Here is an 11900-nt window from a genome sequence, read left to right on the forward strand (position 1 = left end):
CGTCAGCGAGCGGGGTACGGGGTGAGCCGGCCCTCGTGCACCAGCGAGATCGTCCGCTGCAGGTCGGGGGTCAGGTAGCGGTCGTCGCCCAGCGGCGCGACGTACTGCCTGAGCTCGTCGCGCAGGGCGCGGGTCACCGTCCCGAGCGGCAGGCCGGTCATCCGGGCCGCGATCAGGTCGATGCCCTGCGCCGCCATCAGGTACTGCACCGCCAGCACGATCTCCAGGCGGTCGAGGTTCTCGTGCAGGTCGCGGACCGAGGCCATCGCCATCGTGTTGTGGTCCTCCTGGCCGTCCTTGACCGGACGCGACAACGTGCCCGCGGGGTGGGCCCTGACCTGCATCTCGGGGACCACCGCCGCGGCCACCGACTGGGCCTGGACCATCCCGGAGTTCAGGCCCACGCTGCCGCCGGCCAGGTTCGCCGGCAGGCCGTAGCTCCAGCGGGGCGACAGCAGGCGTCCCGACAGCTCCTGGGACAGGATGCCGAGGTCGGTGATCTCGGCGTTCAGGCTGTCGGCGAGGTGGCCCATGATCGAGCCGTCCCAGTTGCCGCCCATCACGAACTCGTAGCCGGGGCCGCGCTCGCGCCGGAAGACCAGCGGGTTGGAGGTCGAGGAGTTGGCCTCGCGGGCCAGCGTCCGGCGGGTGGCGGCGAGCACCTGCCGCAGCCCGGCCATGATGTGCGGGGCCGCGCGCACGGACACCGCGTCCTGCACGCGCGGGGTGTAACCGGCCGGGTCGAGCCGCCTGCGGCCCTCCTCGGTCATCCACCCCGAGCCCGCCACCATGGCCCGCAGCCGCGTCGCGATCGCGTCCTCCTCCGGGATGTGCCGCTCGCGGTGCGTCCGCGCGTCCAGCGAGCCGCGCTCGGCCCTGGTCGCCTCCATGAACAGCGCGAAGGCCCCTTCGGCCTGGTCGGCGAGCATCGTGGCCCGGTGCACGGCGTGCAGCAGCGTGGCCGCCACCACCGTGCTGCCGCTGACGATCGGCAGCGCCTCCCCGGCCTCGAAGGTGAAGCTCGCGGGCAGCCCGGCCCGTGGCAACATCGCCGAGGCCGGCCCCACCTCGCCCCGGTAGCGCACCGGCGCGTCCTCGCCCAGCGCGGCCAGCCCGGCCGCCGCCTGCGGCTGCAGGTCGCCGGTGCCGAGCGAGCCGATCTGCGGCATCACCGGCACGACCCCGGCGTTCACCAGGGACAACAACCGCTGCGGAACCTCCGGCCGGACGCCCGTCTTCCCCCTGGCCAGCTGGTTGGCCTTGAGGACCAGGGCCAGCCTGACCACGTCGTCCGGGAACGCCGGGCCGACGCCCGCCGCGTGCGAGCGCAGCACGTTGCGCTGGAACTGCTCGGCCTCATCCGGCGAGAGCGGCCGGTCCTTCAACGGGCCGAGCGCCTGGTTCCAGCCGTACACCCGCTGGCCGCTCAGGGCCGCCAGCGCCCCCGTCCGCGACTGGGCCATCCGGGCCCGCGCGGCGTCCGACACCCGCGCGAGCACCGGACGGCCCGCCAGGATCGCGAAGGCGTCGCGGAGCGCGAACCGGCCGCCGTCCAGCACCAGGTTCAGCACCGGCGCCGCAGCCGGAGCCCCGACCGGGGCCTGGAGCGGGGGCCGCGCCGGGACGGCGACGGCCCGCTCCGGCACGCACACCGCCGCGAGCAGGCCGACACCGGCTGCCATTCGTCCTACTTTGCTGATCGACACGGTCTCCCGGCCCCTTCACGACGAAGATCCACTCCGTTCCGTTTATAGCCGGGCGGACGGACGGCGCCGGGTACGGCTCCGCACCAGGGGACGACTGCTGACCGGCCCTAGGGCAGGCGCTTACCTCCCGCCCTCGACGCCACCGCGACGTGCGGCCGCCCGGTGATCGGATGCGGCCCGACGTGCGCCAGCACGCCGAAGACCTCCTCGATGAACGCCGGGGTCAGCACCTCCAGAGGCGGCCCCTGCCCGGCGACCCGGCCGTCGCGCAGGACGACGATCCGGTCGGCGTAGGCGGCGGCCTGGTCCAGGTCGTGCAGCGCGGCCAGCAGCGTCAGGCCCAGCGAGCGGATCAGGTCCAGCAGGAGGAGCTGGGAGCCCACGTCCAGATGGTTGCCCGGTTCGTCCAGGATCAGCAGCGGCGCCTCCTGGGCCAGCGCGCGGGCCAGCAGCACCCGCTGCCGCTCGCCGCCGGACAGCGTGGTCATCAGCCGGTCGGCCGCCCAGTCCATGCCGACCCGTTCCAGGGCCGTGGCGACCACCGCCCGGTCGCCCGCGCTCTCCCGGTCCAGCGCCCCCTTGTGGCTGTGCCGCCCGGCCGCGACGACCTCGGCCACGGAGAACCCGTCCCCGGCCGGGTTGTGCTGCGGCAGGACCGCCCGCCGCCGCGCGGCGTGCCGGGGCCGCATCCGCCACAGGTCGTCGCCGTCCAGCCGGACGACGCCGCCCGACGGGCGCAGCGACCGGTAGACGGTGCGCAGCAGCGTGGACTTGCCGCTGCCGTTGGGCCCCACCAGCGCCACGAACTCGCCGGGCCCGGCGCTCAGCGTGACGTCGGTGACGATGGGCCGCGCGTCGATGCTCGCGCTGACGCCCGCGAGGTCAAGCCGCATCGCCGCCTCCGCCCGTCCGTCGCCGGCGCAGCAGCCACAGGAAGAACGGCACGCCGAGCCCCGTGGTGAAGATCCCCACCGGCAGCTCGTTCGGCCGGTCGGCCACCCGCGCCGCCAGGTCGACCAGCACCAGGAACACCGCGCCCGCCAGCAGCGAGACCGGCAGCACCCGGCGGTGGTCGGCCCCGACCACGAACCGGACCATGTGCGGGACCATCAGCCCGATGAACCCGATGCCGCCGACCACGCTGACCACCGTCGCCGTCAGCAGCGACCCGGCCGCCAGCAGCCCGATCCGCAGCGCGGCGACCGGCACGCCGATCGCGACGGCGGCCTCCTCACCGGCCAACAGCGCGTTGAGCGCCCGCGCCTGCGAGGACAGCCAGGCCACGCAGCACACGACGAGCAGCGCGGGCACGCCCAGATCTGCCCAGGACGCCCCGGCGACGCTGCCCATCAGCCAGAACATCATGCCCTGCAGCTCGGTCGGGTTGAGCTGGAGCTGCACGAACGTGGTGGCCGCCGAGCACAGGTAACCGACGGCCACGCCGGTCAGCACCAGCCACGAGTCCAGCAGCCGCCCGGAACGCTGGGACAGGACGTACACCACCAGCGCCGACAGCAGCGCGGCGGCGAAGGCGGCCCCGGTGACACCGAGCGCCCCCGTCAGCCCGGCCAGCGCGCCGCCGCCGAGCGCGGGCACCAGCACGGCCCCCAGCGAGGCCGCCGACGACACGCCCAGCACGTACGGGTCCGCCAGCGGGTTGCGGACCAGCGCCTGCAACGCCACCCCGGCCACCGACAAAGCGGCCCCGGCCAGCGCGGCCAGCAGCGCCCGGGGCGTGCGGATCTCCCACACGACCTGCGCGAGCAGCGGATCGGCCTGCCCGCCCCGCCCGGTCAGGTACGCCCACACCACCCCCCACACCTGGTCCGGCGGCAGGTTCACCGACCCGGCGGAGATCCCGATCACCAGGGCCACGACCAGCGCGGCCCCGAGACCGGCCAGCAGGAACCCGGTTCCCCGCCCGGACACCGCGTGCGGCCGCCGCGGCGGGACGGGCGCCGTCCGGCGCGGCGGGGCGATCAGCGCGTCAGCCACCGGGATGCACCACCTTGGAGATCTTCTCCACGGCCCAGGCGTTGAGCGGCCCGAGGTAGACGCCGTCGGAGACGACCGTGAAGGTCCTGGACTTGGCCGCGGCCCAGTGGGGGTAGGCGGCGAACAGCTTCGCCGCCGCCTCCTCGCCCTTCTCCTCGGGTGTGAACAGCCCGACGACCAGCACGTCCACCTGGGCGGTGGCCAGCTGCTCGCGGTTGAGGGTGCGGGTCATGTCGGCGGTCTGGCCGGCGAAGGCGTTGACCCCGCCGGCCGCCCTGATGACGTCGTCGTAGATGCCCCCGGTCATCACGGCGGGCAGGCCGTTGGCGTTCATCATGGCCATGCCGGGATAGGCGACCAGCACCTTCCTGGGCGGCAGCGCCGCGACGCGGGCCCGTACGGACTCCACCCGCGCCCGCAGCTCGCCGATCAGGTCGAACGCCTTGCGCTGCACGTCGAACACCCGCCCGAGCAGGCTGAGGAACTCCAGCGAGGAGTTGATCGACTGGTTGCGGTAGGCGCGCTTCTCCTGCTCGGTCGCCTCCGGCTTGCCCATCGCGCAGTTGACCGGGTTGACCAGCGAGGTGATGCCGGCCGCGGCGAGCTGCTCGCGGGTGGCGAAGCCCCTGGCCGGGTCGAAGCCGCCCGACCAGGTGGACACCACCAGGTCCGGCTTGAGCCTGAGCACCTGCTCGGCGGGCACGTCGAAGTTCTTGTTCATCGTCAGCCCGCCGGTCGGCAGCGCCTTGATGCGGGCGGTCATGGACGGGTCGTCGGACACGCCGTAGCTCTGGGCGTTGGCCAGGATGCTGCGGTCCAGCCCGAGCAGCAGGAAGCTCTCCACCTCGCCCACGCTGGTGCCGTTCAGGATCAGGACGCGCTGCGGCGGGCGGCGGAAGGTGACCCGCGTGCCGCAGTTGTCAAAGGTGAGGGGGTAGACGGTCCGGCCGGCGGACGCCGGCGCGACGGTGGCCGTCTCGCCGCCGGTCGCCGCGGGCGCGCCGCAGGCCGCGGCCAGCAGCACCAGCGCGATCGCCGAGGCCCCGCGGGTACGGGAAGGTCTCATGGGTGATGTCCTCAGAGTCGGGTCCGGAGGCGCGCACGCCGCATCGGCCCCCGGCCAGGGGGCGGGCACGGCGGCGAGCCGGGAATGTCGTCGGAGGAACCGCGGAGGACGGGCGCGCGAAGGACCGCGGGCGCGCTCTCAGGCGGGCAGGCCCACGACCGTCGGACGGACCGGGCACCACGGCTCCGGTCCGGCGGCGGGCGGCCCCCGCAGCACCAGCACGTGCCGCAGGAACAGCCGGACGCGCGCGGTGACGTCGTCGCGCCCGGTCACCGGCGTGCGCGCCGGCGCGGCCCACCCGGTCACGGCCAGGAACAGCACCAGCAGCGGGCGCAGCACCCGTCCGGCCAGCTCGCGGACCAGGGCGCACAGCCCCGACTCCACCCAGCGCAGCCAGACCGACGTCAGCAGCACGCTCGCCGCGTGCACGAGCAGCATCCCGAACCCCGGGACGCCCGTGTCGTGCAGGTGACCCAGGCTCGCGGCGTCCGGGGCGGGCGCGGGGGCGGGATGGTCACAGCTCAAGGAGAGCAGCACGTGCAGGACGATCTGCGAGGCGCCCGTCGCGGGCACGATGGCGGCCAACGTGCGCTCCCGCCCGGTCAGCGCCAGGGCCGGAGCCAGGACCAGCAGGAACCCCGCCAGCAGCGCCCCGGGGTCGAAGCAGCCGCCGCCCGCCAGGTGGGCGAGCGCGGCCAGGGCGGCACACGTGCCGGCGAAGCTCGCCGCACGCAGCCACCGCACCACCGACCACGGACCCATCGAGGCCAGATCCTCCCACACGCCCGGGCCGCCCGCTTCTCATGGGGTGCCGCGTGCACGGGGCCCGCGCACCTCCCGCGAGGGCGTGCCTTCCGCCGGGGTGTGCGGTGCGGCCGGGGACGCGTCTCCCACCGGGATGTGCGGCGTACTCGTCGCGGGCCTCTCACCGGGGTGCGGGGTGCGGCCGGGGACGTGTCTCCCGCTGGGGTGTGCGGCGTCGGCGGGGCGGCGTACGCTCCGATGGTGACCCTCCGGTTGACTGCTCCGCCGCCTGACGACCGCTCGACGACGAGGGCTCCGTGAGGAGCCCCACATGACCGGCCTCGGCCCGCGCGCGGTCCTCGTCCCCGACCTGGGCGAGGAACTGGCCCGCGCGGTGGGTGAGCTGGAGAGGCTGCTGCTGGTGCTGCGCGCCGCCGAGTCCGTGGGCTCGCCGCTGCCCGGCCCGCTCGCCGGCGGCATCGCCCTGAGCGCGCTGCGCCGGCTCTGGCGCGTGATCGGCCCCACGCAGGGCAGGCGCGCCGCCGCCTCCCGCCTCGCCGGCCGCCTGTACGCCCCCGGCGGCCGGGTCGAGCACGTGCCGCTGCGCCTGGTCGACGTCGACCCGCTCGACGTGGCCACCCTGTCGGCGGCCGCCGTGGCGCTCGGCCTCGGCGCGGTCGGCAAGGGCGTCGTCCGCCAGGCCCTCGACGCGGTCGGCACCGACCTGCCCGCCACCGAGCTGGTCTCGGCGGCCGCCCGCTTCACCGGCCTGCTCGACCTGGCCGACACCGCCGACTCCATCGTCCTGCGCGAACGCCTGGCCGCCGCCGGCCCCGGCGCCGACATCGTCCTCACCCCGGACGCCGAACGCGCCTACCAGGCCACCGCCGGCCGCCTCAACACCATGTGGCCCGCCCCGGGCACCGCCACCTCGCTCTGAACCGAGCGGCTCACGGGGTCTGGGGGGCGGCGGTGGCGGGGTCGTGGTGGAAGGGGCGGGGGAGGCGGAGGCGGGCGCGCAGCGGGAGGCCCGAGGGGATGAACGCCTCGGCCTGGAGCGCCGCGACGCCGATCCTGGGCAGGTCGCGGGCGTTCGGGTAGACGACGAAGCGCGGCTCCCAGATCGGGCGGAACTTGGCGTTGAACCGGTACAGCGACTCGATCTGGAACCAGTGCGACAGGAACACCAGCACCGACCGCCAGGCCCGCAGCACGGGCCCCGCGCCGAGCCGGTCGCCGCGGGCCAGCGCCGCGCGGAACATCGCGAAGTTGAGCGACACCTGCGTGATCCCCAGCGACGGCGCGGCGCGCAGGGTCTCGGCGATCAGCAGCTCGTTGAGCCCCGGGTCGGCGTCGCGGTCGCGGCGCATCAGGTCCAGCGAGACGCCCCGCGTCCCCCACGGCACGAAGTGCAGCACGGCCTTGAGGTCGCCGTCCTTGCAGGCGGTGGCCACCAGGCACTCGGCGTCGGCGGGATCGCCGAAGCGGCCGAGCGCCATCGAGTAGCCGCGTTCGGTCTGGGTGCCGCGCCACAGGCCGGCGGCGTGACGGATCTGCTCCTTCTCCTCCTCGGGCACGTCGCGGGCGCGACGCACCCGGCAGACGTACCCGGCGCGGAGGGTGCGGTTGACCATCTGGCGGACGTTGCGCATCGCGCGGCCCTCCAGCGTGAAGTCGGCGACCTCGACGATCGCCTCGTCGCCGATCTCCAGCGCGGACAACCCCGCCACCCGCGTCCAGACCTCGCCGCCCGTCTCGCCGCACCCGATGACGGCGGGCACCCAGGCGTGCCGCCGCGCCTCGGCCATGAACGCGCCGATCGCCGCCGGCCACGCCTCGCGGTCGCCGATCGGGTCGCCGCTGGCCAGCATCACGCCGGAGACGACGCGGTAGGCCACGGCCGCCTTGCCCGACGGCGAGAAGATCACGCTCTTGTCCCTGCGCAGCGCGAAGTAGCCGAGCGAGTCGCGCTCGCCGTGGACGGCCAGCAGGGCGCGCAGGCGGCGTTCGTCGTCGGCGGTCAGCTCGGCGACCGGCCGCTCGGGACGCAGCGCCAGGTAGAGCGTCGTCACGGCGGTGAGCGCGCCCAGCGCGACGAGGGAGAAGTAGACCAGGTCGGAGACGCGTTCCACTTTGAACGTGACCGGCCCCTCGATGCCCGCCAGCCCCAGCGCCACGTGCTCCAGCCGGTCGGCCACACCCGGATGGTCCACGAGCGCGCCCGGCCGGGCGCTCACGATCACGTACCCGAGCCCCAGGTCGATCGCGCCGAGCACGAGCAGGTTCCACAGCGCCCGCCAGCGCGAGCGCGGGTCGGGCAGCGCCGTGAACTCCCGCCTGCCCGCCACCAGCACGGCCAGCAGCACGACGCTGATCGCCGCGGTCACCGGGCGCAGGTGCAGCACGCCCATGACGGCGCTCAGCGGCAGCAGCACCACCACCGCCCGCCAGGCCCGCACCTTCCCGCGCCGCAGCGCGTGCGCGATCATCACCAGCATGATGCCGACCACCAGCGACGTCGCCCGCGCCACGGTCGTCACCGTCCCGGGCAGCAGGTCCGACCACTGCCCCATCCGCGTGTGCTCCAGCCGCGGCGCCACGGCCTTGAGGATGTCCAGCAGGCCGATGACCAGCGACGCGTAACCCGCCAGCGCGGGGATCCAAGGACGCTTCACAAATACTGATTGAAACTCCTGCCGGTTAATCTCGCCGTTAACCACGCGCTTACGCCGTCCGGGATATTCCTGCTGTTCATGGGACTGACCTCGATCGCGCTGCTGGCGGCGGCCGCGGTGCTCGCGGTGGCCGCGCTCGCGGGCACCGTCTGGGTGTGGCCGCGGCTGGCCGGGCGGGGGCTGCCGCCGGTGCTGGGCCGGGCGGGCCTGCTGGCCGCCTGCCAGACGTTCACCGTGGCGGCGCTCGCGCTGCTGGTCAACTACTACTTCGGCTTCTACGGCTCCTGGGCCGACCTGCTCGGCTCCGACACCGGCACCGCCCAGATCACCGCCGCCGGGGCCGCGGCCGGGCTGCGGGTGCTGGACAGCCGGGCGGTCCCCGGCGGGCGCGTCGAGGAGGTCGTCCTGCCGGGCGCGACCACGCACCTGAGCGAGGAGGCGTACGTGTTCCTGCCGTCGGCCTACTTCAAGGACCCGCGGCGCAGGTTCCCGGCGATCCTCGCCCTCACCGGCTACCCCGGCGACCCGCGCAACCTGATGACCCGGATGGACCTGCCCGGACGGCTGGCGCACGCCATCGCCCTGCACCAGGTCAACCCGGCCGTCCTGGTCATGATGCGGCCGAGCGTGGTGCTGCCGCGCGACACCGAGTGCGTGGACGTGCCGGGCGGCCCGCAGGTGCTGACGTACTTCGCCACCGACGTCCGGCAGGCCGTGACCGCGCACTACCGGGCGGCGCCCGGCGGCGACTCCTGGGGCGTCCTCGGCGGCTCGACCGGCGGCTACTGCGCGCTGAAGCTGGCGATGAGCCGTCCTGACGCGTTCTCCGCCGCGGTCTCCCTGTCGGGCTACTACAAGACGATCGTGGACGGCACCACCGGCGACCTGTTCCACGGCGACAAGGGGCTCGCCGACCGCAACGACCTGATGTGGCGCCTGGCCCACCTGCCCGCCCCGCCCGTGGACGTGCTCGTCACCAGCAGCAGGAAGGGCGAGGCCGACTACCTGCCGACCGAGCGGTTCCTGAACGCGGTCAAACCGCCCATGCGGGCCTCGTCGCTGATCCTGCCCAGCGGCGGCCACAACTTCAACACCTGGAACCGGGAGCTGCCGCAGGCGCTGCCGTGGCTGGTCCAGCAGCTGGCCGAGCCCGCCACGGCCCGCTAGACGAGGGGCCGGACCGGGACGGGGTGGTTCATCCTCGCGCCCACGGGGGAGGAGCTCTCTCCGTGACCGACGTGTACGCCACCGCCGAGCTCGACCTCGCCCCGGCCGGGTTCGTCCGGGCCATCGAGGAGCTGCCGCTGGTCGACCACCACACCCACGGCGTGGTGGCCCGCGACCTGTCGCGCAGCGCGTTCGAGGAGCTGATCACCGAGTCCGACCGGCCGGTGCCGGAGTGGATGACGCAGTTCGACTCCCAGACCGGGTACGCCATCCTGCGCCACTGCGCGCCCGTCCTCGGCCTCGAACCGCACTGCACGCCGGAGGAGTACCTGGCCAGGAGGGCCCGGCTGGGGGCCGGTGAGGTGAACCGGCTGCTGCTGGGCGCCACGGGCGTGGCCCACTATCTGGTCGAGACCGGCTACCGGAGCGAGGAGCTGGTGGGCCCGTCCGGCATGGCGGAGCTCACCGGCGTGCCCGCCGACGAGGTGGTGCGGCTGGAGACGGTGGCCGAGCAGGTCGCGGCCGGCGGCTGCGAGGCGTCCTCGTTCGCCGACGCATTCGCGCGCGAGCTGTGGGCGCGCACCGGCGGCGCGCGCGGGCTCAAGAGCGTCGCCGCCTACCGTCACGGCCTCGACCTGGACCCCGAGCCGCCGAGCCGGGCCGAGGTCACCGAGGCGGCCGGGCGCTGGCTGGGCTCAGGCGGCGGTAAGCTGACGGACCCGGTGCTGTTGCGACACGTGATCTGGACCGGGATCGAGCGAGGGTTGCCGATCCAGTTCCACACCGGCCTCGGCGACCCCGACCTCGACCTTCGCCGGGCCGACCCGCTGCTGCTGCGCGGCCTCGTCGAACGCGCCGAGCCGTCCGGAGTGCCGCTGGTGCTGCTGCACTGCTACCCGTTCCAGCGGCACGCGGGGTTCCTCGCGCAGGCCTATCCCCACGTCTTCTTCGACGTGGGGCTCGGGGTGACCTACACCGGGGCCCGCAGCGTGGCGCTGGTGGCCGAGAGCCTGGAGGTGGCGCCGTTCGCCAAGGTCCTGTTCTCGTCCGACGGGTGGGGGCCGGCCGAGCTGCACCATCTGGGCGCGGTGTTGTGGCGGCGGGCGATGGCGCGGGTGCTCGGCCGGCTCGTGCTCGACGGCGAGTGGTCGGCCGCGCAGGCGATGCGGGTGGCGGCGATGGTCGGCGCGGACAACGCGCGACGCGTCTACGGACTGGGAACACGGGAGGAGAGCACGGGGTGAACGACCTCGGGGGCCGTACGATCAACGGGCCCGTCGACGGAGCCGTCATCGGGAATGGCACGACGGAGAGCACCGCGTACGCGGTGCTGCGGGAAGGGCTGTGGCGGGAGCTGCCCGCCGCGCAGGCGCTGCGCCGCGAGCTGCACGCCGCGCCCCGCCTGTCGGGCCAGGAGGGCCCGACGCGGGCGCGGCTGCTGGACGCGCTGCCCGCCGGGACGGTCGAGCACGTGGCCGGCACCGGCGCGGTGCTGCGCGTCGGCGGTCCGGGCCCGGCCGTGGGCGTGCGCGGCGAGCTGGACGCCCTGCCGCTGGTCGAGCGCACCGGCGTCGAGTGGGCCGCCGGCGGCGGCGCGATGCACGCCTGCGGGCACGACGTGCACATGGCGGCCGTGGTCGCCCTGGCCAGGACCCTCGACCGGCTCGGCGCCGACCCGCCTCTGCTGGTCGTGCTGCAACCGCGCGAGGAGGGCTTCCCCTCCGGGGCCTCCGACGTCGTGGCGTCGGGCGCGCTGCACCGCCACCGGGTCGGCGCCATGATCGGCGCGCACGTGCAGCCCCTCCTGGCGGAGGGCGTGGTCGCCTCCGTGCCGGGGGCGGTCAACGCCTCCTCCGACGAGTTCAGGGTGGTCGTCAGGGGAGCGGAGGGCCACGCCGCCTACCCCCACCTCACCAGGGACCCGGTGGTGGCCATGGCGCAGGTCATCGTGACCGCCCAGCAGGTCGTCAGCCGGTCCGCCGACCCGATGATGCCCACCGTGGTCACCTTCGGCACGGTCAACGCCGGCACCGCGCCCAACGCCGTGCCGGGCGAGGCCGTGGCCAGGGGGACGCTCCGGGCCATGTCCGAGGCCTGGCGCCAGGAGCTGCACGAACGGTTCACCCAGGTGGTCGAGGACGTCGCCAGGGCGTGCGGCTGCGTGGCCGAGGTGACGATCCTGCCGGGGGAGCCGGTGCTGGTCAACGACGCCGGGCTGGCCGTACGCGCGGGAGGACTGCTGCGCGAGCAGGGCTGGACGGTCGACGGCGGCCTGCGCTCGTGCGGGGCCGACGACTTCTCCCACTACGCCTCGGTGGCGCCGTCGCTCATGATGTTCGTCGGCGTGGACACCGCCGCCGGCCTGCACAGCCCCGAGTTCCTGCCCGGCGACGCCGCCGTGGGCGCGGTGGCCGAGAGCCTGCTGGCCGGTTACCTGGCGGCGGCCTCCGCGCTGCCCGGCCCCGCCGGAGTGAACGGGATGTTGTTCTCCAGGAACGCCTGAACCCCTGCCACCCTGTCGCGTCCATTCCTCCAACAACCGCGTCA

At 74.8% G+C, this 11900-nt stretch carries 10 protein-coding genes; 4 read left to right on the plus strand and 6 right to left on the minus strand.

Annotation, left to right across the window (positions count from 1 at the left end; translation table 11 throughout):
- Positions 1–2: 2 nt before the first annotated feature.
- The 5 genes from ACWCSU_RS22605 to ACWCSU_RS22625 form a co-directional block, all read right to left on the minus strand.
- Positions 3–1682, minus strand: coding sequence for an HAL/PAL/TAL family ammonia-lyase (locus tag ACWCSU_RS22605; RefSeq protein WP_449937230.1), 1680 nt, complete (start codon positions 1680–1682; stop codon positions 3–5).
- A 131-nt stretch (positions 1683–1813) separates the two neighbouring features.
- Positions 1814–2599 carry an ABC transporter ATP-binding protein gene (locus ACWCSU_RS22610; protein WP_357706460.1) on the minus strand — a complete coding sequence of 262 codons (786 nt, stop codon included), beginning with the start codon at positions 2597–2599 and terminating at the stop codon, positions 1814–1816.
- A complete protein-coding gene (locus tag ACWCSU_RS22615) occupies positions 2589–3701 on the minus strand; it encodes a FecCD family ABC transporter permease (protein ID WP_449937231.1) in 1113 nt (370 codons plus the stop codon). Before ACWCSU_RS22615 ends, ACWCSU_RS22610 begins: the two co-directional genes overlap by 11 nt.
- Positions 3694–4767, minus strand: coding sequence for an ABC transporter substrate-binding protein (locus ACWCSU_RS22620; protein ID WP_449937232.1), 1074 nt, complete (start codon positions 4765–4767; stop codon positions 3694–3696). The genes ACWCSU_RS22615 and ACWCSU_RS22620 overlap by 8 nt, the downstream gene beginning before the upstream one ends.
- A gap of 138 nt (positions 4768–4905) precedes the next feature.
- Positions 4906–5529 carry an MFS transporter gene (locus ACWCSU_RS22625; RefSeq protein WP_357706456.1) on the minus strand — a complete coding sequence of 208 codons (624 nt, stop codon included), beginning with the start codon at positions 5527–5529 and terminating at the stop codon, positions 4906–4908.
- A gap of 313 nt (positions 5530–5842) precedes the next feature.
- Between ACWCSU_RS22625 and ACWCSU_RS22630 the strand changes: the two genes are divergently transcribed.
- Positions 5843–6451 (plus strand): hypothetical protein, encoded by a 609-nt coding sequence (locus tag ACWCSU_RS22630; RefSeq protein ID WP_449937233.1) that lies wholly within the window; start codon positions 5843–5845, stop codon positions 6449–6451.
- A 10-nt stretch (positions 6452–6461) separates the two neighbouring features.
- Here the strand turns inward: ACWCSU_RS22630 and ACWCSU_RS22635 are convergent, their stop codons facing one another.
- Positions 6462–8186 (minus strand): phosphatidylglycerol lysyltransferase domain-containing protein, encoded by a 1725-nt coding sequence (locus tag ACWCSU_RS22635; RefSeq protein ID WP_364088172.1) that lies wholly within the window; start codon positions 8184–8186, stop codon positions 6462–6464.
- A 78-nt stretch (positions 8187–8264) separates the two neighbouring features.
- Here ACWCSU_RS22635 and ACWCSU_RS22640 point away from each other — a divergent pair, with 78 nt between their 5' ends.
- The 3 genes from ACWCSU_RS22640 (at position 8265) to ACWCSU_RS22650 (ending at position 11856) form a co-directional block, all read left to right on the plus strand.
- Positions 8265–9353 (plus strand): alpha/beta hydrolase, encoded by a 1089-nt coding sequence (locus tag ACWCSU_RS22640; protein ID WP_364088175.1) that lies wholly within the window; start codon positions 8265–8267, stop codon positions 9351–9353.
- A gap of 62 nt (positions 9354–9415) precedes the next feature.
- Entirely contained in the window at positions 9416–10597 is a 1182-nt protein-coding gene (locus tag ACWCSU_RS22645; RefSeq protein ID WP_364088177.1) for an amidohydrolase family protein, read from the plus strand.
- Positions 10594–11856, plus strand: a complete 1263-nt coding sequence (locus ACWCSU_RS22650) for a M20 metallopeptidase family protein (RefSeq protein WP_449937235.1) — start codon at positions 10594–10596, stop codon at positions 11854–11856. Before ACWCSU_RS22645 ends, ACWCSU_RS22650 begins: the two co-directional genes overlap by 4 nt.
- Positions 11857–11900 lie beyond the last annotated feature (44 nt).

This window comes from Nonomuraea sp. NPDC001699 (genome assembly GCF_053596455.1).

Bases quoted from the DNA above. Each gene is read 5' to 3' on its own strand.
- ACWCSU_RS22605 (WP_449937230.1), bottom strand. From the start codon at position 1,682: ATGGCAGCCGGTGTCGGCCTGCTCGCGGCGGTGTGCGTGCCGGAGCGG.
- ACWCSU_RS22610 (WP_357706460.1), bottom strand. From the start codon at position 2,599: ATGCGGCTTGACCTCGCGGGCGTCAGCGCGAGCATCGACGCGCGGCCC.
- ACWCSU_RS22620 (WP_449937232.1), bottom strand. From the start codon at position 4,767: ATGAGACCTTCCCGTACCCGCGGGGCCTCGGCGATCGCGCTGGTGCTG.
- ACWCSU_RS22625 (WP_357706456.1), bottom strand. From the start codon at position 5,529: ATGGGTCCGTGGTCGGTGGTGCGGTGGCTGCGTGCGGCGAGCTTCGCC.
- ACWCSU_RS22630 (WP_449937233.1), top strand. From the start codon at position 5,843: ATGACCGGCCTCGGCCCGCGCGCGGTCCTCGTCCCCGACCTGGGCGAG.
- ACWCSU_RS22640 (WP_364088175.1), top strand. From the start codon at position 8,265: ATGGGACTGACCTCGATCGCGCTGCTGGCGGCGGCCGCGGTGCTCGCG.